General features: G+C 49.9%; 17 protein-coding genes and 1 pseudogene. 10 read left to right on the forward strand and 8 right to left on the reverse strand.

Annotation, left to right across the window (positions count from 1 at the left end; translation table 11 throughout):
• Positions 1 to 88: 88 nt before the first annotated feature.
• On the forward strand, positions 89 to 1,165 hold the full coding sequence (locus tag AC2T0J_RS16290) for an efflux RND transporter periplasmic adaptor subunit (protein WP_489806826.1): 1,077 nt from the start codon (positions 89 to 91) through the stop codon (positions 1,163 to 1,165).
• On the forward strand, positions 1,158 to 4,286 hold the full coding sequence (locus AC2T0J_RS16295; protein ID WP_489806827.1) for an efflux RND transporter permease subunit: 3,129 nt from the start codon (positions 1,158 to 1,160) through the stop codon (positions 4,284 to 4,286). The genes AC2T0J_RS16290 and AC2T0J_RS16295 overlap by 8 nt, the downstream gene beginning before the upstream one ends.
• On the opposite strand, the gene AC2T0J_RS16300 is transcribed toward AC2T0J_RS16295, so the two are convergent.
• Positions 4,283 to 5,872: an ABC-F family ATPase gene (locus AC2T0J_RS16300; protein ID WP_489806828.1), complete on the reverse strand. Its 1,590-nt coding sequence runs from the start codon at positions 5,870 to 5,872 to the stop codon at positions 4,283 to 4,285. The genes AC2T0J_RS16295 and AC2T0J_RS16300 overlap by 4 nt on opposite strands.
• Positions 5,873 to 6,122: 250 nt before the next feature.
• Here AC2T0J_RS16300 and AC2T0J_RS16305 point away from each other — a divergent pair, with 250 nt between their 5' ends.
• Entirely contained in the window at positions 6,123 to 7,610 is a 1,488-nt protein-coding gene (locus AC2T0J_RS16305; RefSeq protein WP_489806829.1) for a S41 family peptidase, read from the forward strand.
• A 59-nt stretch (positions 7,611 to 7,669) separates the two neighbouring features.
• On the opposite strand, the gene AC2T0J_RS16310 is transcribed toward AC2T0J_RS16305, so the two are convergent.
• The 3 genes from AC2T0J_RS16310 to AC2T0J_RS16320 all read right to left on the reverse strand — a co-directional run bounded on the left by AC2T0J_RS16310 (position 7,670) and on the right by AC2T0J_RS16320 (position 10,531).
• Positions 7,670 to 8,884, reverse strand: a complete 1,215-nt coding sequence (locus AC2T0J_RS16310; protein ID WP_489806830.1) for an HD domain-containing phosphohydrolase — start codon at positions 8,882 to 8,884, stop codon at positions 7,670 to 7,672.
• Positions 8,885 to 9,044: 160 nt separating this feature from the next.
• Positions 9,045 to 9,617: a uracil-DNA glycosylase family protein gene (locus AC2T0J_RS16315; RefSeq protein WP_489806831.1), complete on the reverse strand. Its 573-nt coding sequence runs from the start codon at positions 9,615 to 9,617 to the stop codon at positions 9,045 to 9,047.
• Positions 9,614 to 10,531 (reverse strand): LysR family transcriptional regulator, encoded by a 918-nt coding sequence (locus tag AC2T0J_RS16320; RefSeq protein ID WP_489806832.1) that lies wholly within the window; start codon positions 10,529 to 10,531, stop codon positions 9,614 to 9,616. Before AC2T0J_RS16320 ends, AC2T0J_RS16315 begins: the two co-directional genes overlap by 4 nt.
• Positions 10,532 to 10,652: 121 nt before the next feature.
• Between AC2T0J_RS16320 and AC2T0J_RS16325 the strand changes: the two genes are divergently transcribed.
• Positions 10,653 to 11,249, forward strand: coding sequence for a glutathione S-transferase family protein (locus AC2T0J_RS16325; RefSeq protein WP_489806833.1), 597 nt, complete (start codon positions 10,653 to 10,655; stop codon positions 11,247 to 11,249).
• 473 nt (positions 11,250 to 11,722) lie between these two features.
• Entirely contained in the window at positions 11,723 to 11,872 is a 150-nt protein-coding gene (locus AC2T0J_RS16330; protein ID WP_489806834.1) for a hypothetical protein, read from the forward strand.
• A 136-nt stretch (positions 11,873 to 12,008) separates the two neighbouring features.
• Here the strand turns inward: AC2T0J_RS16330 and AC2T0J_RS16335 are convergent.
• Positions 12,009 to 12,388 (reverse strand): annotated as a pseudogene (locus AC2T0J_RS16335) (IS4 family transposase); the annotation flags it as partial.
• A gap of 281 nt (positions 12,389 to 12,669) precedes the next feature.
• On the opposite strand from AC2T0J_RS16335, the gene AC2T0J_RS16340 reads away from it, so the two are divergent.
• From AC2T0J_RS16340 to AC2T0J_RS16350, 3 genes are all read left to right on the forward strand, one after another.
• Positions 12,670 to 13,716 carry an AraC family transcriptional regulator gene (locus tag AC2T0J_RS16340; protein WP_489806835.1) on the forward strand — a complete coding sequence of 349 codons (1,047 nt, stop codon included), beginning with the start codon at positions 12,670 to 12,672 and terminating at the stop codon, positions 13,714 to 13,716.
• A 124-nt stretch (positions 13,717 to 13,840) separates the two neighbouring features.
• The gene (locus AC2T0J_RS16345; RefSeq protein WP_489806836.1) at positions 13,841 to 15,286 is read left to right on the forward strand and encodes an amidohydrolase family protein; all 1,446 of its coding nucleotides are present in this window, start codon (positions 13,841 to 13,843) and stop codon (positions 15,284 to 15,286) included.
• A 295-nt stretch (positions 15,287 to 15,581) separates the two neighbouring features.
• Positions 15,582 to 16,454, forward strand: a complete 873-nt coding sequence (locus AC2T0J_RS16350) for a WYL domain-containing protein (protein ID WP_489806837.1) — start codon at positions 15,582 to 15,584, stop codon at positions 16,452 to 16,454.
• A 33-nt stretch (positions 16,455 to 16,487) separates the two neighbouring features.
• Here AC2T0J_RS16350 and AC2T0J_RS16355 read toward each other — a convergent pair whose 3' ends face one another.
• A complete protein-coding gene (locus AC2T0J_RS16355) occupies positions 16,488 to 18,131 on the reverse strand; it encodes a fatty acid--CoA ligase (protein WP_489806838.1) in 1,644 nt (547 codons plus the stop codon).
• A 151-nt stretch (positions 18,132 to 18,282) separates the two neighbouring features.
• On the opposite strand from AC2T0J_RS16355, the gene AC2T0J_RS16360 reads away from it, so the two are divergent.
• Complete coding sequence (locus AC2T0J_RS16360) at positions 18,283 to 19,311, forward strand: AraC family transcriptional regulator (protein ID WP_489806839.1); 1,029 nt, start codon at positions 18,283 to 18,285, stop codon at positions 19,309 to 19,311.
• 124 nt (positions 19,312 to 19,435) lie between these two features.
• Complete coding sequence (locus tag AC2T0J_RS16365; protein WP_489806840.1) at positions 19,436 to 20,233, forward strand: hypothetical protein; 798 nt, start codon at positions 19,436 to 19,438, stop codon at positions 20,231 to 20,233.
• 6 nt (positions 20,234 to 20,239) lie between these two features.
• Here the strand turns inward: AC2T0J_RS16365 and AC2T0J_RS16370 are convergent, their stop codons facing one another.
• Both AC2T0J_RS16370 and AC2T0J_RS16375 read right to left on the reverse strand, forming a co-directional pair.
• Positions 20,240 to 22,159 carry a cation:proton antiporter domain-containing protein gene (locus AC2T0J_RS16370; RefSeq protein ID WP_489806841.1) on the reverse strand — a complete coding sequence of 640 codons (1,920 nt, stop codon included), beginning with the start codon at positions 22,157 to 22,159 and terminating at the stop codon, positions 20,240 to 20,242.
• The gene (locus AC2T0J_RS16375; protein ID WP_489806842.1) at positions 22,156 to 22,788 is read right to left on the reverse strand and encodes an NAD(P)H-dependent oxidoreductase; all 633 of its coding nucleotides are present in this window, start codon (positions 22,786 to 22,788) and stop codon (positions 22,156 to 22,158) included. Before AC2T0J_RS16375 ends, AC2T0J_RS16370 begins: the two co-directional genes overlap by 4 nt.
• Positions 22,789 to 23,056 lie beyond the last annotated feature (268 nt).

Below are 23,056 nucleotides of genomic sequence, written 5' to 3' on the forward strand. Positions count from 1 at the left end.
AGGGGTGGCTGTTGTGTAACCGGTTGCACTCTGCAATAAAGTACCCGGGCCGGACCCGGTAAACAGTGATGGAAACACCGGAGGCGCAATGTACGGCTGTGTAAAATACCTGTTCATTTTATTGGTTTGTCTGGGCCTTAGCTGCCCGACAGGCGCGCAGGACTCGCCCATTGAAGTATCGGTGTCTTATCCGGTGGCCAGCCAGAAATATCAGAGCATTACCTTAAGTGGCGCGGTAAGTTCTGCTAACGACGCTTTCCTGGCGCCGCTGCAGGCCGGACTTGTCGATAAACTGTTTGTAGAGGTGGGCGATCATGTTACGCAAGGTCAGCCACTACTGACACTCGACAGCACACTTGCTGAGCTGGCCCGTCAACAAGCCGAAGCAGAATTGGAAGTGGGTACGGTTGCTTATAACGAAGCAGAGCGCCTGCTGACCGAAGTGGATGCGCTATCACAACAACAACTCGCCGCCAAAACCTTGTTTCAGCAGCGCAAAGCCGAAGTGGCGAACGCTAAAGCGGAGTTGGCCAGACTAAAGGCAACCCTTGCCCTGCGCAAAGAAATTGTAGCCCGTCATACGCTAACAGCGCCGTTTGATGGCGTTATTTATCAGCGGGATGTCGACGTGGGCGAGTGGGTGGAGCCTACTACCGCCGTGTTGGGGCTGGTCTCTCAGCAGGCGAAACGTCTCAGCATCGAAGTGCCGCAGGAATACTATAGTTACTTTACCAACTTTAACGGCGACATCAGTATTTATCCGGATACCAGCATGCACGACACCATTCCCGGCAAGCTGGAACGCCTGGTTGCCGCCTCAGGCAGTCAGGGCCGCAGCTTTACCGCGCACATCGCGTTGCCTGAAAACACCGACTTACTGGTAGGGATGTCCGCTGAAGCCGAAATCATGTTACCGCAACTGCAAAACAAACAGCTATGGTTACCGGCCAGCGCTATCAGGCAGCACCCCGATGGCGGTGCCAGCGTGTTTGCCATTAACAATAACCAGGCGAGGCGTGTACTGGTGAACATTATCCGTCAGCAAGGTGATGCGGTGCTGGTGGCCAATGTCAGCGAAGGGCAGTTATACGCCACGTCAGGTATATCGAGACTGTATAACGAGGCGGCGGTCACCGTCACCAACAGGTCTGAAGTCAATGATTGAGGCAACGGTAAAACGCGGCATCCTGGTTGCCGTGGTTGTCGGTATTAGCTGTATCATGGGGATTGTGGCGGCGCTGTCGATTCCGGTACAGATGATCCCGGATCTGGAAGTACGAACCATCACTGTTCAAACTGGCTGGCCGGGTGCCACACCACAAGACATCGAAAAAGAAATTCTCATTGAGCAGGAGCGCTACTTGCGCAATACCACTGGCTTAAAGCGCATGATCTCGTATGCCGAAATGGGCGAGGGGCGGGTGGAACTTGAATTTCCCTTTGGCGTGGATGTTAATGAAGCTTTAATCCGGGTCAGCAATGCGTTGAGTCAGGTACCCGATTACCCGGAAAATGTCGACCAGCCGCAGCTATTTTCCGATTCCTTCTCCAATAACGCCTTTATGTACTTTCAGCTGATCCCGGCTGAGGGTAATCCTATGGCACTGGATATCGATATGCTTTACGACTTTGCCGACGAGGTTGTTCGCCCGCAAATGGAAAGCGTTGAAGGCGTATCGCAAATTGAAATCAGCGGCGGCTCCCGTCGCCAGGTGCAGATAATGGTAGACCCGGCAAAGCTGGCGCAGCGCGGTATCAGCCTGATTGATGTGCGCAATGCCATTGTCCAACGTAATCAGGACTCGTCAGCCGGTGATATCGAAGCCAACAAAAGCCGTTATTTGCTACGTGTGGTTGGACGCTTTGAGCAGCTAAATGAGCTGGAAAACCTCATTATACAGCGCATCAATAATACCAATGTGTTGTTGAAAGATGTGGCCGAAGTCAAACTTGATCATTTTGAGCGGCGTCAGCTCTCCTATGCCAACGGTGACCGGAACCTTGGTCTCGCGGTACGCCGCGAAACCGGCTCCAACGTGATTGCCATTAAGCAGCAAATCCTGCCTATTGTTGACAAACTTAACGAACAGGTGCTGCGCCCAAATGGCCTTAAAATGGAGCTGTTTACCGACGACGTGCTCTATGTTTCCAGCTCGCTGCGCAACGTGATGGTAAACCTGGCATTAGGGGCGGGGCTGGCGACTCTGGTGATGTTTTATTTTTTGCGCTCAGTGCGATCAACGCTCATTGGTGTTATGGGTATTCCGTTGTGCACTATTGCCGCGTTTATTGCATTGCTGGCATTTGGCCGCACCATCAACGTAATTTCCATGGCCGGGGTGGCCTTTGCCATCGGCATGACGGTGGACAACACTATTGTGGTACTCGAATCCATTGTGCAGTTTCGGCGTCAGGGGCTGAGTAAGTTTAAGGCCTCGGTGGAAGGCGTTAGGGATGTGTGGCCGGCGGTGCTGGCCTCTACGGTTACCACCATCTTAGTGTTTGCGCCTATTTTGTTTATAGAACAGGAAGCCGGGCAACTTTACTCTGATGTGGCCATTGCGATTGCCGGGGCGATATTGGCCTCTATGCTAGCCGCCATTTTTGTTATTCCGGTGGCTATGGCTCGCCAGCCCAAACCCGAAGATAACCACGTCAGTGACCAAACAGGGTTTACATCGAAATGTCTGGGACTGGTTTCTACGGTTATTGCTTCGCGAGCAAGGGCGCTGGCAATTGTCGTGGCGGGGGGGCTGCTGATTTTGGGCAGCGCCTGGTGGCTGATGCCTGCGGCAGAGTATCTGCCAGAAGGCGAGGAGCCGAAAGCGTTTTCTACCATGACCGCACCGCCGGATTACAACTTATCGGCCATGCAGGAGATTGGCGATGAGCTGAGGGCATTTTTTACGCCTTTTGTAAATGCCGACCCGGACGCTTATGGGCGCGGCGAAGCAGAATTTCCGGCCCTGCAGTTTTATAACATGCGGGTGAGTATCGGCAGCGTATGGATGGTGACGATGCCAGTCAACCCGGACGAAGTGGGCGATATGATGGCACTCATCAACGAGAAGTTTGAAAGCTACCCCGGTATGCGGGCGTTTTCTACTAAAGGCTCGATTATTTCCAGTAACGACGGCGGCACCCGTGCGGTGGCCGTGGACTTTTCCGGCAGTGACATTAACGCATTGTATAAGGCGGCCAATGCGTTATATAACAAAGCCGAGTCCTATTTTAATAATCCGCAAATCAATTCTGACCCCGGCTCGCTGACCCTTGAACAACCTTTTATTGAAATTCGTCCTGACTGGCAGCGACTTGCCGAACTCGGCATGAACGGTGATGATTTTGGGTACTCGGTGGCCGCCGTGAGTGACGGGGCCTTTGTGGATGAGTTTTTACTCAATGACGACCAGGTGGATATGTTTTTATTCAGTAATGCTGGTAATCAGCAAAGCATTCAGCAATTGGCCACCACGCCCATCCTTACTCCCCAGGGCACCATTTTGCCGCTAAACGCTATGGCTACGTTGCTGGAAAGTAAACGCAGCGATACGGTGCGGCGCATTGATGGCGAGCGCACTGTTTCAGTTTATGTGATTGCACCTAAGGAAGTGGCCCTTGAAACAGCCGTTAACACAGTGACAAATAAGTTACTGCCTGAGTTAAGAAACAGCGGCGCTATTCCGCAAAGCGTGAATACCCGTATCACCGGTGCAGCTGATCAGCTTGCCGCCACTCAGGAAGCCTTATCGGTAAACTTTATGATTGCCATTGCGCTGTGTTATCTGTTACTGGTAGCCATATTTAATCACTGGGGTTACCCGGTGTTTATTCTGACCATCATTCCACTGGGTATGGCGGGCGGACTGTTGGGGTTAATTGCCTATAACGCCGTATCAGGCATGCTCGGCGGCGCTTATCAGCCCTTTGATATGATCACCATGCTGGGCTTTTTGATCCTGCTTGGGACGGTAGTCAATAACCCCATTTTAATCGTTGATCAGACCCGGCGTTTACTGGCTCAGGGCGAAAGCTTGCACAGTGCGGTAAAACAGGCGGTGGAAGTGCGTTTACGGCCAATAATGATGTCTACCTGTACTACCATCTTCGGGCTGGCACCACTGGTGGTGCTCCCCGGAGAAGGGACGGAGTTATACCGTGGGGTAGGAATTATCGTGCTCAGCGGTATTTTTGTGTCGACTCTGTTGAGTGTGACATTTTTACCCGCCTTGCTGGTAACGGTACTGGCCCGGTTTGCACCTAAAGCCAGTACCAGTAGCGATTAATTGCCCAGGTGCGCCTGGAATTCTTCATAGGTGCCGTCGAAGTGGGTGATCTGTTTGTCTTTAATCTCGATCACCTGGGTGGCCAGTGATTCAACAAATTCACGATCGTGGCTTACAAAGATGACCGTGCCCTCAAAGGCCATCAGGGCAATGTTAAGCGCCTCGATAGACTCCATATCCAGGTGGTTGGTAGGCTCATCCATGACCAGTACATTAATGTCCTGGAGCATGATTTTACCAAACAACAGGCGGTTTTTTTCACCCCCTGAGCACACGCTGACTTTCTTGTTAAAGTCGTCGGAGCCAAACAGCAGACGGCCCAACATGGCTTTTACCTGCAGGTCGTCGTGTTTGGGCTGGCGCCATTGTGACATCCATTCAAACATCGTCATGTCGTTGGCAAAGTCTTTTGAACTATCCTGGGGAACGTAACCCACAGCGGCATTTTCTGCCCACTTTACGGTACCTTCCTTAGCACTTTCATCACCAATCAGGCATTTAAGCAGGGTTGTTTTACCGGCGCCGTTTTCACCAATGATAGCCAGTTTGGCACCGGCTTCCAACAACAGGTTACCACCGCTGAATAAGTGCTCTTTGGTGTAACCGTGTCCCAGGTCTTCCAGGGTAATGGCTAAACGGTGGAGCTTTTTATGCTGCTTAAACTGAATATAAGGTTTACGACGGCTGGAAGCCTTAATGTCGGCCAGTTCAATTTTTTCTAGCCGTCTGGCTCGTGAAGTGGCCTGCTTAGCTTTTGAGGCGTTAGCTGAGAAGCGCGCGACAAAGCTTTGCAGCTCTTCAATCTCAGCGCTTTTCTTGGCATTCTCGTTTTGCAGTTGTTCCTGCACCAGTGCCGCTGCTTCCACGAAAGCGTCATAATTACCCGGGTAGATGCGCAGCTCGCCGTAGTCAATATCGGCCATATGCGTGCAGACCGAGTTTAAAAAGTGGCGATCGTGGGAAATAATAATCATGGTGGACTTACGCTTGTTAAGCTCTTCGGCCAGCCAGTGAATGGTATAGATATCGAGGTTGTTGGTGGGTTCGTCGAGCAGCAGCACATCCGGCTCGGCAAACAGGGCCTGGGCCAGCAGCACGCGTACCTTGCGCCCCGGCGCTACTTCGCGCATCAAGCCAAAATGATAGCTTTCTTCAATGCCGGCAGAGATCAGGATGTCACCGGCGCGTGATTCTGCGGTGTAACCATCCATTTCGGCAAACTGGACTTCCAACTCAGCCACTTCCATGCCTTCTGCTTCGGTCATTTCGGCTTTGCTGTAAATTTCGTCGCGACGCTGTTTCACTTCCCAAAGCTCACGGTCGCCCATGATCACTGCGTCCACCACGCTCATGTCTTCAAAAGCAAACTGGTCCTGGTTCAAAATGCCCAGTTTGGTGCCCGGGGCCAACGACACGTTGCCAGCAGTAGGCATTAGCTTACCGCTCAGGATTTTCATCAGGGTGGACTTACCACAACCGTTAGCGCCAATCAGGCCATAGCGATTGCCGTGGCCGAATTTGGCAGAAATATTTTCAAACAGTGGCTCAGAGCCAAATTGCATAGTGATGTTGGCGGTAGTAATCAAAACGGATCCCGGGATAGATAAAATTGGCGGACGCCAGTGAAAAGGCATTAAAGGCGCGCAATATAAAGAAACATTGCTGGCCTGTCCAGCCGATGTGGCGTTTTATTAATCACATTGGTCGTAAGCCCGCGGCCTGAGAGTAAATTCAGTTTTTTTACCCTGTTTTCACCCTGTTGCACGCAAGCTGGTGTCATGACGTTGAATGAAAGCGTTATCCGACACTCATGTAAACAATAAAGGGAACAATATTATGACCAGCAAATTAACATTCATTGCGGTAATGGTGACCGCAGGATGCCTTTCTGCTTGTGGTGGCAGTAGCAGCCAGTCTGTTGCGCCGACCCCCAGCCTACCCGCCATTGCTGAAACTTACCAGGGGATCTGGGCGTCATCCGCTTATGGGGATGTGCTGGTAGTGGATGACAACAGTGCACAATATTACCGGTACACGTCAGATTATTGTATTTTACAGGACAGTTTTGACGAGCTTTCCACTGCAGAGCTCACCCGCAGTGTGGCACTCAATAACAGCGAGGATGCACTGGAGTGGTTTGTAGGTACCGGCACCCAGACGTTTCATGCACCAACCCGTGAGCTGAAAAAAGTCACTCAGCTACCCGCTTCATGTGAAGGAACGCCGTTAACCGTTGAAGCTAACTTAAGTAATCAGGAGTTGTTTGCTTTGTACAGCCAGATAATGGCGGAGTATTACGTGAATTTTGCGCGAATGAACGTTGACTGGTCAGCATTAACCTACGCTCAGGAAAGCCAGATCACCGGACAGGATAACACCTTGTATGAGGCGGTTTATCAAACGTTATTGCCGCTAGCGGATTCGCACAATTCCTGGGTCGCCTCAGATGGCACTATCATTCGGGCATTTACCAAGCCGCTACATACTACCAATCTGATTAAGGAGTATGCCCTGGCCAACGGCCTGCGCTTTCCGTTGGAGGAAAGTGAAATGACCAGTGCAATTGTGGCTGACATCGAAACTTATGTCGACAACGCGCTGGAGCAGGAAATTAACACGGTACTGAGCTACGCGACATCAGATATAGAACAGGATCAGTCAGAGCAAATTACATGGTTTGCGATTAACAATACAGGTTATCTGCGCATCGATTCCATGCATGATTACTCAACGGCAAGTCAGGACAGCGACGATCTGACCCAAACCACTTCTAACCTGAGCAACCTTAATGAAGCACTGGATGAGGCACTTACCGATTTAGCCGCTACGGATGGCCTGATCATCGATGTGCGATATAACGGAGGCGGCAACGATTATATCAGCCTGGCCATTGCCAGTCGCTTTACCGAAAGTAAATTTCTGGCCTATAAAAAATATGCGCGGGATGGGGCGGGTGTAACGGCAACACAAGCTTCTTATATTACGCCGAGCGAGCATGTAAATTATACCGGCAAACCTGTGGCATTGTTGGTGAGCAACGATACGGCTTCTGCAGCCGAGACGTTTAGTTTGTCGATGCAGCAGTTGCCCCATGTTACCTTGGTTGGTGAGGCGACCCACGGTATTTTCTCTGACATAATGCAGTGGGTTTTGCCGGGCGAGCACGAGCTGGGGTTATCCAACGAAGTGTATCTGTCGCCGGATGATGAATGGTATGAGGGAGTTGGCGTGCCGGTAGATATTGAGGTGCCTTTTTTCACCAGGTCTGATCGCACTCAGGGGGTAGACTTGGCAATCGATGCGGCGCTTGAAGTGCTTCAATAAGCCAGTATGGATGACAGGGCCGCTGTTACTGGCCCTGTATTTATTGCTTTAAATACCGCTTAAATGGCGAGTTGATAGCCCTGTTGTTCAAACAGTTTAAGGGCGGCGTCGCACGCGTTTTCGTCGTATAGTACGCCCTTGTTCCGGCGAATTTCATCCAGCGCTTTTGTGATTCCCTGGGCATGGCGGTAGGGGCGATTGGTAGCCATGGACTCAATCACATCAGCTACGGCGATGATTTTTGCCTCTATCAATATTTCATCACCGCTCAACCCTAGGGGATAGCCACTGCCGTTTATGCGCTCATGGTGCTGATAAGCTACTTCGGCGATGGGCCATGGAAAATCAATGTTTTTAAGAATGCTGTAACCGTTACTGGCGTGGGTCTTAATGATTTCATACTCCGACTTGGTTAGTCGGGTAGGTTTGGTAAGGTATTCCGAGGGGACGCTGATTTTACCAATATCATGCACCAGCCCGGCGATACGAAGGCCATACTGGATATCCATATCGAGGCCCATTTCACGGGCTATTTCAGCCGCTAAATCACCCACCCGAGCTTCATGGCCGGCCGTGTACGGGTCGCGCAATTCCACCATATGTGAAATGGCCGTAACGGTACCAAGCACCATTTTCTCAAGCTTGCTGGAATATTCCTGAACCTGCTCCAGCGCATTCTCCTCGGTACTTACGTCATGCCAGATACCTATAAAGCGTGGCGGGCTCGAATTGGGAATTAACCGCAACTCATCGTGGAAATAAACGTAATGGCCACGGGCATGTTTGATCCGATAATAATGATCGCCACCGCCCCGGGTCATAATGGCTTTGCTTTCCTCAATAGCGCGTAAGCGGTCGTCCGGATGAATACGGTTTTGCCACCAATGCAGCGTATTGGCTTCTTCCTGAGAGTAGCCAAGCACGTTACTGAGGTTATCGCTTATCCACAGTGGCAGGGGCGTCTGTTCCCTTAGCTCCAATGCATAAGTAATAATTGGGATGGCGAAAAAGTAATTAGGAATACGGCTTAAAAACAACTGATCCGGCGATTGGTTTACCTGTGCCTTGTGCTCAGCGTAGTTCAATCGCATTAGCAGCACGTAGAGCAGGGAAGACATCAGACCCACAAATCCAAGGCCTTTCAGCATGGAAATCATGTAGGTGGTTTCAAAATCACCGAGGAACTGAGCCAGTACCCAGTCACTGCCAATAATCCATAAAACGCCTGTCAGCAGGTAAATTAAAACAAGTTTTCGATAGCGATTTTTATTCATGAATACTACTAAAGTTAACGCCATCAGCGTTTTAATGCGATGCGTTGGGCTGCCTGAAAAAACACTCTTTTGTCGGATTTATCCGTTACCTACGCATTTTAGCTAAACTTTAGTATACCGAACAACTTTACCTTACTTTTTTGTCGGGCCGGTTGTTAGCTTACCTTAACACCGCTGCAACGCTGTGGCGCAATACGGCTAGCGAATGAGTCTCAAACCAAGGGTTGCGGGCCTGCCAGCGGTTATTACGCCCGGAAGGATGCGGCAGCGCGTAAGCAATACCTGGTGACTGTGTGGTGAGCTTTACTGCCGCGGTAAGGGTATTGTGTTCGGGCAGATAATACTGCTGCGCATAACGGCCAATGTAGAGTGTTAGGGCTGGTTTTAACTGCGTTTGCACTTTGGTGTGCCAGGTAGCGGCGCAAATTTTAGGGGGCGGCGCATCGGCGCCATTTTTATAGCCGGGAAAACAGAAGGCCATGGGCAGGTGGGTAAAAGCCGGCGAATAAAACTGCTCGCGGGTGACCCCCAGCCAGCTGCGTAACTTGTCGCCGCTGGCGTCGTTCCAGGGTTTGGTGCTGTCGTGCGCTTTTATTCCCGGTGCCTGGCCAATAATTAAGATACGCGCCTGTGCCTCAATTTGCACAATTGGCCTTGGAGGAAAGGGCAGATGACCGGCACAGAGTGTACAGTTCCGAATCTCTGCTAACAGTGAGTCCGTCGCGCTGCTCATGGCTGGCCGCCCTGAGCGATGTCGGTGAGATCCTGCTGCAGCGACTGGGTGAGCCAGTCGGTCATGGAGCGCAGGCGTTTGGTTTGTAGCTTTACCGGTGCATAAAGTAAGTGTACTGGCAACGGGTGAGGCTCATAGTCGGGCAACAAAATCTGTAAATCGCCACGTTTAACCGCGCCACTCACCTGATAATGTAAAAAGCGGCAATAGCCCACGCCGGCAATGCAGGCGTCCAGCGCTGCGTCTACCTGATTGGTGATTAAGCGGCTTTGCATAGCAACCGACATCAGTTTAATGCCATGTTGAAAATGCCAGTCCTGGGGATTATCCAGCACGCTTAAGTGCACACAGGACCGGCCGGCTAGATCAAGTGGGTGTTCAGGCGCTGCCTGATCGGCCAGAAAGTCTGGGCTGGCGCACAGCACATGACGCATTGAGCCCAACTGCCGTGCCACTAGATCATGGTTGCCAATACGACCAATGCGTACGGCTATATCAATTCCCTCACTGAGCATATCCACCGGGCGGTCGAGTAACACAAGGTTTACCTGCATTTTCTGATACTGGTTGAGGTAGGCGTTAATTTTAGGCACTACATGGCGTTTACCAAACGTAACCGGGGCAGTCACTGTGACTTTGCCTAAGGGTTCAGTCTGGCGATCAATCAGCATACTTTCGGCGTCATTCACCTCTGCCAATATGGTGCGGCAGCGCAGATAATATTCACGCCCTTCATCGGTTATGGCGATTTGCCGTGTGTTGCGATTAAACAGACGCACATTCAGGTGGTCTTCCAACGCGGCAAGTGTGCGCACTACTGAAGTGAGTGACGTTTCAAGACTGTTCGCTGCCGCCGTTAAGCTGCCTTTATCGGCAATCTCAACAAAGACTTTCATGGCTTTTAATTTGTCCATATTGGCCTTATTAGTGCGAAAAACGGTTTACAGAAATCAAATATCGCATATTTTTTGCGAAAAACAGACAAGTTAAGGTGGCTTTGAATGAATTAACCTTCTTTTAACATGGAGAGAATGCATGAAATTGTACGATCTTGAGCTATCCGGAAATTGTTATAAAGTGCGTCTGTTTGCCGCCCTGGCGAATATTGAGCTGGACATTGTGCCGGTGGATTTTATGGCCGGCGAACACCAAAGTTCAGTCATGCTGGCGCTAAATCCATTTGGCCAGTTACCAGTGTTAGAACATGGGGAAGTTGTATTGCGTGATTCGCAGGCAATGCTGGTTTATCTTGCCCGCCTGTATGATTTAGAAAGTTGGTTACCTTCCGAACCGCAGAAAATGGCCGAAGTACAGCAATGGCTATCTACCGCCGCTAACGAGATTCAACACGGCCCCAATATAGCCCGATTGGTGGATAAATTTGGTTTTGAATTTGATAAGCCAACCGCACTGGATATTTCAGCAGGTATCCTGACGTTATTGAACGATCACCTCGCTGAGCATGACTGGCTGGCGCTTGGTCATCCAACCATTGCCGATTGCGCCGTGATGCCTTACGTAGCAATTGCACCCGAGGGGGGCATTTCTCTGGATGATTACCCCCATATTCTGGCCTGGATCGATCGCATTAAACAGTTACCAGGCTTTATCGGTATGCCAGGACAGGTGTAGTAGGGAGAGAGAGTAGAAGAGTCATGTTTAACGTCGATGAGGCTGTAAGCCGCTATTTCCCTCACTCTCAACCAGAGCGATGGGTGACTAGTCGTAACCTCAAAGCTGACGGTGCATGTTGAGATGATGATGGTTTGAAAGTCTGGTGGATAGTTACATTTATTATTACATGGTGGCTTTAACAACATAACGAGAAGACTTCTTTCAGTAGAACATCCCGTCACAGCGGGATGTTTTCTCATTAAATAAAATTATGCTTTAAAAACAGTATTTTGATGTTTTTTGTTAATGTGGTATTCGCCGACTAACACAGAACGATTGGGTGAGATTATAGCTTGGACCTCCAATTATTTATCAAATAAATGCTCGGTATTCGCACGTTTTTTGGGAGATTTTGTAGTATGTGTTGTATGTTTTCGTGTAGAATTACATTTATTCGTACTCTTAGTCCCTACAAAGCGTGGTAAATCCTTATGTCACAACAAGATAGCAATGCTCTGAATAACGCATGTGATGATAACGCAATCCAGGATCGTTCGATTGTTGACGAATTAGCCGATGCAAAGAAAGAAATCAACGACCTCAAAATGCAGATTATGTGGATGGAACGTCATTACGAATAACGTTTTTTCGCCGGTTTTCACCGGCAAAAAATCAGAGTGCTAATCAGTGCTATGTCAACAGCCCCAGGCTACTTGTCGTTATCCGTTAAGGTTGTAGACATAACGCTGAAATGTAATAGCGCTTTTAAATTGATCCCCGCTCATAGAGGATGACAGAGCGACCTTCAAAACTCACTGAGGCACGCAGGGGGTTGATGGCGTATTTGCTCTCGTACATCAGACCAATCTATAAGAGTTATCGGCATTGGATTGGCCTCACATAACATACGCGCGTGTCAGCGATAACGATCTCACCGTGTCTGCTACAACGCATGATTATCCAATAAATGGTCAATACGTTTGATGTTGTGTTTTGCGACTACTGACCCCGTATATATTTCCGCCTAATTCGGTCAATGATAACTGCTGGCCATTCAACAAGAATTGCCCAGCAACCATTAGAGAGGAAAGATGTTTTCGATGCAATTTAGGGCATTGACTCTTAAACAAATCATGTAAGATAGAGATATCACGCATGGTGTGTTGTTCTGGTATGTTTTTGGCGAAATAAATTAGATAAAGTCGCGCCATGCGTGTCTATATTATTGAATCTGCTTTAATTTATGAGGGGATTCGCTAGATGTGGGCATTGATGTCCATTTTATCGAAAGGTTCGCGCCTGATCACAAGAAGACCTCTTCAGCATGAAACTATAATCCTCTCCGACATAGCACTGTCTCTGTCTGGCGCTTTTTTGTTAAACTGGTGTACTGCATTAAAGGAATGCCACAACTAAGCAAGCCAAAGAGGGACAAGCCGTGCTGTTAGCCGAATTCCACCTGCAAGCGGTGAATATCATTCAAGTATTAAGTCTGTTTGCCGGCTTACTGGGTGTGGCCTTACTTGCGGGGGAAAGGCGTTATAACGGCCTCATCCTGGCGCTGCTCATGCAGTGTTTGATGGTTGGCTTTAATCTTTACGAAGAACTTAATACCGGCGCGGTTGACTGGTACGTTACGCCGGTTTTCAGTCTGTCTTTGGGACCCATATTTTATCTTCTGGTGCGCGTGTTACTGGTACCTGAGCAGCCCTTAACTGTGCGCGACAGCGCACATTTCCTGCCTACTCTGATGGCATTGCCTTTAACGCTCTATCTGCAATGGGTGTTGCTGGTTGGTGCGCTGAGTCAGGTGATTTACTTTGCGCTGGCGCTTAGGTGGTTAAGACGCTATCACGCGGCAATGGCTGAACGTGAAGCCGATACCGAAAGGAAAGGCTTACACTGGCTGTTCAATACGCTGGTGGTACTGCTCACGCTGCTGATCCTGGATATGGTGCGGGTGAATTTGCAGGGGATTACCACCGAACCATTTCGTAGTAGCTGGTATTTGCTCGATCAGGTAGCGTTTTTACTGGTGTTGTGTGTTGCCATCGTCGGGCTTATTCGGCAACCGGCGTTGTTTAACGGGCTCAGTGAGGTAGAGCAAACCGCTGCCGAGCCTGCGCCCCACGAAGACAGTCAGGCTGCAGCTATCTTTCAGGCTCTGGATAGTCAGATCCGCGAACAACAATGGTACTGTCAGCCGCGCATCTGTTTGCAGGATATTGCCAGTTATACCGGCCTTACGATAAAAGACATTTCATGGTCAATTAATACCGGTGGCGGCATGAGCTTTGCCGATTACATTAATCAACTACGTATCAAGCGGGTGACTGAGTTAGCCAAATCAATGCCAGAGAAAACCTTACTTGATCTTGCTATGGATGCCGGTTTCAGTTCTAAATCGTCGTTTAATGCCGTATTTAAAAAACACACCGGCAAAACACCTGGTCAGTATCTTATGCCGCTAAGGGCGGGAAAGTAGATCCTGGGTACAGAATTTCTAAAGGTCCAAAATAACGTTTAACGGGTGCAGAATCCTGATTCTGGTCGCTCACAGGCCAGTGCTGGCGCAAAGTAGCTCCATACATATTACATTGGAGCATGCAATGAAAACCTCAAACGTTAAGTTAATTCCTATTAAAGCGATTGGCCTGTCGGTATTGTTGATCAGCGGTATTCTATTGTTGTCGGTGACTGCTTTGGCCGTTTATGTTCATTACGAACATGGTAGCACCGCCTTAACCCTGTCCCGTGGACAAAACCATATTCTTACCAATGTAAACGTGCTGACACTTGAAGATGACTCGGTACTGACTGAGCAGGCAGTCATCATCCGTGATGGCCTGATTGAGGCGGTGCAATCAACAGCATTGCCACTGCCCAAGGATTTACCGGTAGTGAATGGTAATGGCCGCTTTGTAATGCCTGGCCTGATAGATTTACACGTGCACGTGCTTGACCGCAGCTACGCCAAAATGGCGCTCGCCGCCGGGGTTACCACGCTACGTAATATGGGCGGTTATCGTTATCACTTAAAGTGGCGTAACGAGCTTGAGCAGGGTGAGTGGTTTGGTAGTCATCTGGTGCTCTCGTCACCCATTTTTAACAGCGTGGAGCAGGGCGATCCCTTATCCCACTTCAGGGTAAATAGCCCACAAACGGCTCGTCAGGCAGTGCGCAATTATATCAGCGAAGGCTATGACTTTATCAAAGTGTACGAAGGGCTCCACGCCGACGTGTATGAAGCGGTGCTTGACGAAGCGATGCAACTGGGCGTATCTGTGGCCGGACATCCGTCTTACGACCTGATGCAGCAAAATCTGGCTGCTCATGCGAGCCTGGCAAGCTTTGAACATGTGGAAGAAGTGTTCGACGGTTTTTTACATCAGCAACGTAACCCTAAAAAAGTAAAGCTCGCCGCTGATTTTCTGCGTGGTAATGAGATACCACTGGTCCCGACACTGGCTGTTAATCAGGAACTCACCTTACTTAGTACCCAAAAACAGGCTTATCTGGCGCAGCAAGATTTAAACGCGATTAATCCGTTTGCCAGAGTGGTATATGAGCAGACTTCCTTTGACCGCTGGTTAGGGGCTTCAGCGGAAGTGGGCGAGTATAACCGCGAGGTGGATGACTATCTCAATGAGTTAACGTTTAGCCTTTATGAACAGGGCGTAACCCTGGCGCTTGGCTCCGATGCCGGGGCCCTGGTGGGCGTGCCGGGGCCGGCGACTATTCGCGAGGCGCTGTTGATGATTGATGCCGGCATTCCTGTAAATGAAGTTTTGCGTAGTGCCACCATCAATGCAGCAGAGGTATTAAACTGCAGTAACGAATTGGGCAGAGTGGCAAGCGGTTATCGCGCCGATCTGGTGGTGTTCAACAACAACCCGCTCACCGAGCCGGAAACAATGCGACAGCCACAATTGGTTTTTCAGGATGGCAGGTTGTTTACCGCGTCTGACCTCGCAACCCTTAAGGAAGAAGGGCATCGGCACAGTTCACTGTTGGTGAGTGTTGTCCGGCATCTATTCCATCTTTTCACTAATTAGTACATTGACTGCAGCCAGTGCTGGACTACCTTTAAATCAGCTGTAGAGGCAAGCTGAAGCCAGGCCTGATATCGCTCCCCCAGCAAAGGGGGCATTCCCCTTAAACTCGGCACCGCTGCCAAATATGCCGGCAACGGCCAGACGCTTATGCAGATGCTTACCGCAAATAGGATGGCAACAACCGTAAATTGCCACAGGCCAAACTATCCTGAGCCGGAAATATTTCTGCCCGCTTTACAACCGAATCAAAATAAACCATATTGGTGCATTGAGCAGTCTTATTTGAGACGAAAGGATGTTAGCAGGTATAAGTTTTGCCCAGCGTCAGCGTTTGGCCTACATTGATTTTTGTTTATTGTTTAAAGGGGCGATCTACCGTCAGGATCTGATCAACCGCTTTGAAGTGGGTTTGTCGGCAGGCTCCCGTGATTTTAATTTGTATAAAGAGATGGCGCCGGACAACCTCGAATATGACTCCCGGGAAAAACGCTATTTTCAAACCAGCCAGTTTACGCCGTTATTTGAGCATGATGCGCAGCGTACGCTAACCAAACTGGCTAATGATATTTCTGATGGGTTTGATGCCATTGGCGATATTCACTTTCCGGTGGAAGCACCGTCGAGCCTTAACGTGCCGGATATATTTATCGTGGCAAAACTGGTACAGGCTATTCTGAATAATCGGGCAGTGAGTGTGATTTATACGTCTTTATCGAGCGGCTCCGCTGCCCGGGAGCTGGTGCCGCATGCGATTGTGGATAATGGCTTGCGTTGGCATGTGCGCGCATTTGATCGCAAAAGTCAGAGTTTCCGGGATTTTGTGCTAACCCGGGTCAGTAAGGTCACCTTGAAATCAGCGCCAGTCACCAATGAACTGGTTGACTTTGACAGCGAATGGCACAGGATGCTCCCGTTACAACTGGTACCGCATCCGAAGAACGTGAGCTTTCCCACCGCCATTGAAATGGATTACGGTATGGAAAATAGCCAGTTGCTGATAAACGTACGGGCTGCCATGGCGGGGTATTTGTTGCGCCGCTGGAATGTAGACTGCACGGAGCGTGGCACGCTGGAAGGCGCCGAGTATCAACTGTGGTTACAGAATCGCTTTACGTTACGAGATGTGGATAACCTGGCCATAGCGCCTGGTTATATTGAGTCGAAATAGCCAACCTGCGGGAGCCAGGCCCCCGCGGGTTGCTTAGCCTGCCAGGGTGGCTCGGATCACTTTTTTGTTGATTTTGCCCACGGAGGTTTTGGGAATATCATCAACCAGGGTGATGTGCTCGGGTACTGCCCATTTTGAAATATGCCCCGATTCAACGAACTGCTGCAAATGCTGCTGAATATCATTGGCGCTCAGTGCGTCATTACTGGCCACAACCATGGCGTGGGGACGTTCTCCCCATTTCTCATCAGGCATTCCTACAACGGCTACTGCCGCGACATCCGGATGCTGACTGATAAGATCTTCCAGTTCGATAGACGAAAGCCATTCTCCGCCGGTTTTAATAACGTCTTTAATACGATCTTTAATTTCTACAAAGCCATCGGGATGCACGCTGGCTACATCACCGGTATGCAGACGTCCGCCTTCCCAAAGCTCTTCTTGTTTGGCGGGCTCTTTGTAATACCCCTGGGTAAGCCAGGGCGTTTGCACGGTGATTTCACCCACCTCAATGCCATTGTGCGCAGCGGGTTTGCCAGAGGGTTCTTCAATGCGCAGATCAACCAGGTTTGATGCCACACCGGTAAGGGTTCTGTATTTGAGTTGTTCCTCGGTCGGCAGTGTTCGCTGAGCTTTATTTAAATGCGTTATGGTAAGCAGCGGGCAGGTCTCCGACATGCCGTAGGCGGAATAAATATCGGCACCTTTTTGCATGGCTGCGCTAGCCAGACCCTTAGGCAGCGCACTGCCGCCAATAAGGATTTTCCAGCCATCCAGACGTGTTTTACGACCATTCTCACAGCCCAGTAACATTTGCAGAATAGTGGGTACACAGTGGGAAAAATTCACTTTGTATTGCTTAATCAAATCAACCAACAGGTTGGGCTCATAGCGGCCCGGATAAATTTGCGTGCAGTTAAGCATCACTGCCGCATAAGGGACGCCCCAGGCATGCACATGAAACATCGGCGTGATGGGCATATAAACCGAATTGGAGCGTAGCAGTGGCAAGCCTTCATAGCTGCCCAGCATGCCTACCATATTGATAGTATGTAGCACTAGCTGACGATGGCTGAAATATACGCCTTTGGGATTACCGGTAGTCCCCGTGGTGTAGAATGTGGTGGCAACACTGTTTTCATCAAAGTCGGGAAAATCGCACTCACCTTTTTGTTCCGTCAGCAATGACTCATACTCGCCAAGCACGGCTATATTGGGTGTGGCAGGCGGTGTACCGCCGTCACTTAACCGAATGTATCCTTGCACGGAAGGAAGCTGTCCGGCCAGTTGATCGGCGAGCGGTAGAAAATCATCATGTACCAGCACCAGTTTGTCATCTGCGTGATTCATGGTGTAGGCCACCTGTTCTGGTGACAAACGAATATTGACATGATGGAGAATGGCGCCCAGCATGGGCACAGCAAAATAACATTCAAGGTAGCGGTGACTGTCCCAGTCCATCACCGCTACGGTATCGCCGGCTTCCACCCCGGCAGCTTTCAGCGCGTTGGCCAGTTGCTGTACCCGCCGGATAAATTCACTGTAACTAAAGGATTGTTCGCCGCGGTAAATAATCTGGTTGTCTGGTTCAAAGCGGCCGGCTGACGCAAAAATTTGTTTGATGAGGAGTGGGTAAGCGTGGGCATTTTCTGCCCCTGGAAGAATTTTTACAGGCATCACACGGCTCCGGTGTTTTTACGGGTTATTATGTAACAGTGTTGTTTTAAAAGCGTTAACAAGCAAGAGGTTGGCGTGTTAAGATTTATTATTGGCGTGGAAAGATAAATTTGACGGCATGCCTCGCGTCTGAAAACTTCAGGACTATCCCGTGAAAGACTCCTTTATTGCACAATCTCATAGTGTTATCGGCAGCTGGTCGCTGGTTATCAGCAGGGCAATGAATGCCTATCAGCTCGATGGTCAAAGCTTGCTTAGACGCGTTGGGATGGATCCTGTCCAGGCGGCCCAACCCGAAACCCGCTACTCGCTTGCTCAGCTCAATCGCTTGTGGCGACTGGTCGAAAATCTGACTCAGGATGAAGCCGTAGGGCTAACGGTCGCCCGCTTTGTCCGGCCCACCTCCTGGCAGGCCCTGGGGTTTGCCATTTGGGCCAGTAACACCCTGATGACAGGCTTTGAGCGGCTGGCAGTCAATTTCCGGATGTTTGCCGACTACGGTTCACTAAAAGTCAGTGAATCAAATAATCAGGTCGATATCAGCCTGTATAAAAGTCTTACGGTTGAGCAGTGGTGTGCGGCTGAAACCGACGCATTCATGGGTACTTGTATGCTTACCGCGCGGCACATTTTCGAGCCTGGCTTAGTTCCGTTACAGGTGTCGCTGAGTCGACCGCAACCCGCTGATCCAACGCCCTGGCAGCGTGTGTTTAAATGCCCGGTGTTTTTTAACGCAGCCTTCGACACGATTTCTTTTAATGAAGCGGTTATGCATCAACCATTGTTAACTGCCAGTCCGGAGCTCGCTGCACAAAATGATACACTGGTAGCCGATTACCTAGCGCGCTTTGACCGCAGCGATCTGCGTGGTCAACTGGAGTCATTGTTGCTGAATCATCTGCCACTGGGCACATTAACCCTCTCGCGGGCAGCACAACGCCTTGGACTCAGTTCGCGAACCTTGCAGCGACGACTGGCCGATAAAGGCTGTAATTTCCAGGCTGTGGTGGATGCCTTGCGCAGTCGGCAGGCGCTATTGTGGGTAGAGACAGGTCATTTGCCGTTTAGTGAAGTAGGGTACAGACTAGGTTTTACCAACGCCGGTAACTTCACCCGTGCATTCAAACGCTGGTATCAGCAAACCCCAAAACAACTGCGCCAGCAGGTGTTATCTAATTAGCATCCCAACCGATTCTTATCCTAAAGGATGAAGGATATTTGGGCTGTTCAGCTTGCAGCACATCACTCCTGTGCATAGAGTTTAGTAACACAGTTTTTTATTACAGCAGCCCGGGAAGAAAGATTTGTTGCGATACTTGTTGATAATGCTAGTGGCTTTCGCCGCTTTGGTAACCCGGCCCGTGGCAGGTGAAACAGGCGCTAAAAAAGTCATTGTTGGTGCACAGCTGACAGGGCTTTTCCACATTTTTGGCGAACACGAAGGCCCCGGGGTTTACCATGATATTCTCCAACGAGCATTGGATGAAAGCGGGCTGGCTGACCAGGTTGAGATCATTGTAATGCCCATGTCCAGGGCCAAACGCGGATTTGTGAAGAAACAATTTGCCTGTTACGCGCCGGGGATTACGACCTTTGACTTAGAGGATGCCAGCCTCGACTTGCAGGATGTGCTGATCAGTGTGCCGTTAAATAAGGCCATGGTGAGAGTGATCTCTCGCGATGAGCAACATATAGTACGGCAGGCCAGTGATATCCCCAACCATGCTGTATTGAGCATTGTTCGTGGTACGCCTTTGAGCAGTGAAATGCAGGGAATCGCCGACCGCGTTATGCACCTGTTTGAGGTCAGCAGCGAGACGGAAAATGTGCAATTGCTGAATGATAATAAAGTCGATTATATCTTTTCTTTCTATCCGGATGTGTTGTTTGCCTACGAGGAACTGGGGGTGTCTGAGCTGCCCTATGCCGAAGAGTATTCTCCGCTGACTATGCGCGATACCTTAATTTGCCACCCGGGCCATAAACCCCTGTTTAATGCCATCAATAAAAAGCTCGGGGAGTTTGCCCAAAGCGGGGTATTAAAACAGATGCTAGGTGAATTAAATATGTTTGTAGAGCCACCAGAGGTTAGCAGTCAGTAACTGCTGTTAGTCGTTTTGATTTTTTAACTGATCTTCGGCATAGCCTTTCGGCGGCGGTGTCCAGCCTCGCCGCTTGGAATGGTTGTCGTGTAGATCGGATTTCAGCGCGTCATCGATAAGTTGCTGTAATTCCATAAACAGTTCACGGTAGTTATTATCGAAACGTTCGCCACTGGCATCGTCTTTCCAGGCTTCATAAAGGACGTCACTTTGCTGGGCTTCAATATCGCGGTAAGCATGCTTTTGCCGTTCTGCCTGAAACGGGTGTACGCCCAGTGAACGTAGTGCCTGAGCGCCCATTTCAAGCGCCGAATGATAAGTTTCGGAAATCAGGTAATCAGCGCCAACCTGACGTAATCGGTAACCATGTCCACGGTCGAAGGCACGCACCAACACCTTAAGCTCAGGATGGGCTAGTTTTACGTACTTCACCATTTCAACAGCGCTTTCCCGGTCGTCTATGGCGATTACCATTAAACTGGCCTGTTCAATGCCCGCGGTATCAAGCATGCCTGGTTTTGATGCGTCACCAAAGTACGCCTGAGTGCCAATCTGGCGCATCAGGTCAACTTGCTCTGAGCGAATATCCAGGATCACGGTTTTAAAATCGTTAGCTACCAGTAAGCGGTTAACGATTTGCCCGAAGCGGCCGATGCCGGCAATAATCACACTGCCCTTATCGTCGACCGTGTCATGCTGGCGGCTGCCGCTGCCACGCATGTAGCGCGGCATCATCACCCGTTCAAATAAGATAAATAGTCCCGGCGTTAAAAACATCGACAAGGCAACCACCAGTTGCAGTAAGGCAATCAAATCGGTGGCCAGTACATTGTTCTGGGCCGCGAAGCTAATTAATACAAAACCAAATTCACCGGCCTGGGCGAGGCTCAGAGTTAACAGCCAGCGATTGCTGCCTTTCAAATCAAACAGCAGAGCAATCACAAACAGTACCAGCGCTTTTAACACCATCACGCCAAGGGTGATACTGATGATAAGTAGCCAATTTTCAGTGAGCGTAGCAAAGTGAATACCGGCACCCACAGTGATGAAGAACAGTCCCAGCAGCAGCCCTTTAAACGGCTCAATATTGGCTTTAAGTTCGTGACGAAATTCACTGTTGGCCAGCACCACACCCGCCAGAAATGCGCCCAGGGCAGGGGAGAGACCAACCAGCCCCATTAAAGCGGCAATACCGATAACCAGCATTAGCGCAGTGGCAGTAAAAATTTCACGCAGTCCCGATGATGCCACAAAGCGAAACAGGGGCCTGCTCAGGTAATGGCCGCCAACGGTGACAAACGCTATGGAGGCAATAATAACTAAACCGTATAACCAGCCTGGCAGACCCTCAACCAGGCTATCGCCGTGACCAGCGCCCTGACCCGCAGTCTCATTGATAGCGCTCGCCAGCTCGGGTAACGCCAACAGTGGGATAAGCGCCAGCATAGGAATAACGGCGATGTCCTGGAATAATAGAATGGAAAAAGCCCCCTTGGCCCCCTCGGTTTGTTGCAGCCCTTTTTCCTGAAAGGTTTGCAATACAATGGCAGTTGAGGACAGCGCAAAGATCAGACCTATGGTAAGTGCTACCTGCCAGCTAAGGCCTGCTATAACGGCAATGCCGGTGATAACGGCCGTGGTTAGCAGCAGCTGTAACCCGCCCAGGCCCAGTAAGCGCAGCTTCATGTGCCATAACGCTTTGGGTTCAAGTTCCATCCCCACCAAAAACAGCATCATTACCACGCCAAACTCGGCGAAATGTTGGATGGCGTTGGTTTCTTCGCCAGCCAGACCGAGCACCGGACCAATAATCAGGCCGGCAACTAGGTAGCCCAGTACCGAACCCAGTCCAAATCGCTTGGCCACCGGCACCGCAATAACCGCCGCCAGTAAATAAATAAACGCCTGAAGAAAGTAACCGGTCATTGGTGAAGGTCCTGCTCGTCAAAATAGCGGGTGAGGTTTTCAAGCTGTCGGGCTACATTGAGATCAAGTTTGCCTTGCGCCAGGGTATCAAGCAGTTTAGTCCATAGTGCCGAGTGCCGGGTAATACGGTGCTCTTCCTTAGCGGTGCGTGAGCCAAATAAGGCAAAAGGGGCCAGGTAGGTTAGCTGGGTTATACTGGCCATTTGTTCCAGTGGTTGCAGTAACTGGCGCAGGGTAAAATGATTAAAGCCATCTGTCTGGTAAGCTTCTTCGCGCCCGCCGGCCGACACTGCACAAATGAATTGCTTACCCTTAAGTGCATCGCCCCCTTTGCCATAGGCGAATCCGTATTCAAGCACCAGATCCTGCCATTCTTTTAACAATGCCGGGGTGGAGTACCAGTAAATGGGAAACTGAAAAATAATGACGTCGTGCTTAAGCAGGCGCTGTTGTTCCCGCTCAATACTGATATTAAAGTCCGGATACTCGGCGTATAAATCTACCGCCGTCACCGCCTTGTGCTGCTTTGCTGCGTTAAACAGCAAACTGTTGACCTCTGATCTCGCCTGCGAGGGGTGCGCAAACAATAACAGGATACGGCAGGACGACGAGCTGGCTTCAGTAGACATTCAGGGTCCGGTACATAATTAAGTCAGGTTAAAAAATGAGGCTTTTACCGGCATTATTCAAGTCTTACCACAGGCTATCATTTTCCTCCTGGTTGTTAAACTTATCAAATAATTGGAAATGGAAAGAAGCGGCTTTGTAAAGACTGTTTGCGAGGCCTTGAATCAAGTAAAAAATGGCATAAGTTACACGTATTAAACATAGAATTACTTTGCATACATAACGTATAATGCAAGCCATCAAACAAAAAAAGCAATAGTCCATCCGGAT

The organism is Alteromonas sp. ISO5, from assembly GCF_058105165.1.

What these genes read in the sequence shown, in the direction of transcription:
- AC2T0J_RS16290 (WP_489806826.1), top strand. Translation starts at nt 89, where the DNA reads ATGTACGGCTGTGTAAAATACCTGTTCATTTTATTGGTTTGTCTGGGC.
- AC2T0J_RS16295 (WP_489806827.1), top strand. Translation starts at nt 1,158, where the DNA reads ATGATTGAGGCAACGGTAAAACGCGGCATCCTGGTTGCCGTGGTTGTC.
- AC2T0J_RS16305 (WP_489806829.1), top strand. Translation starts at nt 6,123, where the DNA reads ATGACCAGCAAATTAACATTCATTGCGGTAATGGTGACCGCAGGATGC.
- AC2T0J_RS16310 (WP_489806830.1), bottom strand. Translation starts at nt 8,884, where the DNA reads ATGAATAAAAATCGCTATCGAAAACTTGTTTTAATTTACCTGCTGACA.
- AC2T0J_RS16315 (WP_489806831.1), bottom strand. Translation starts at nt 9,617, where the DNA reads ATGAGCAGCGCGACGGACTCACTGTTAGCAGAGATTCGGAACTGTACA.
- AC2T0J_RS16320 (WP_489806832.1), bottom strand. Translation starts at nt 10,531, where the DNA reads ATGGACAAATTAAAAGCCATGAAAGTCTTTGTTGAGATTGCCGATAAA.
- AC2T0J_RS16325 (WP_489806833.1), top strand. Translation starts at nt 10,653, where the DNA reads ATGAAATTGTACGATCTTGAGCTATCCGGAAATTGTTATAAAGTGCGT.
- AC2T0J_RS16330 (WP_489806834.1), top strand. Translation starts at nt 11,723, where the DNA reads ATGTCACAACAAGATAGCAATGCTCTGAATAACGCATGTGATGATAAC.
- AC2T0J_RS16345 (WP_489806836.1), top strand. Translation starts at nt 13,841, where the DNA reads ATGAAAACCTCAAACGTTAAGTTAATTCCTATTAAAGCGATTGGCCTG.
- AC2T0J_RS16350 (WP_489806837.1), top strand. Translation starts at nt 15,582, where the DNA reads ATGTTAGCAGGTATAAGTTTTGCCCAGCGTCAGCGTTTGGCCTACATT.
- AC2T0J_RS16355 (WP_489806838.1), bottom strand. Translation starts at nt 18,131, where the DNA reads ATGCCTGTAAAAATTCTTCCAGGGGCAGAAAATGCCCACGCTTACCCA.
- AC2T0J_RS16370 (WP_489806841.1), bottom strand. Translation starts at nt 22,159, where the DNA reads ATGACCGGTTACTTTCTTCAGGCGTTTATTTATTTACTGGCGGCGGTT.
- AC2T0J_RS16375 (WP_489806842.1), bottom strand. Translation starts at nt 22,788, where the DNA reads ATGTCTACTGAAGCCAGCTCGTCGTCCTGCCGTATCCTGTTATTGTTT.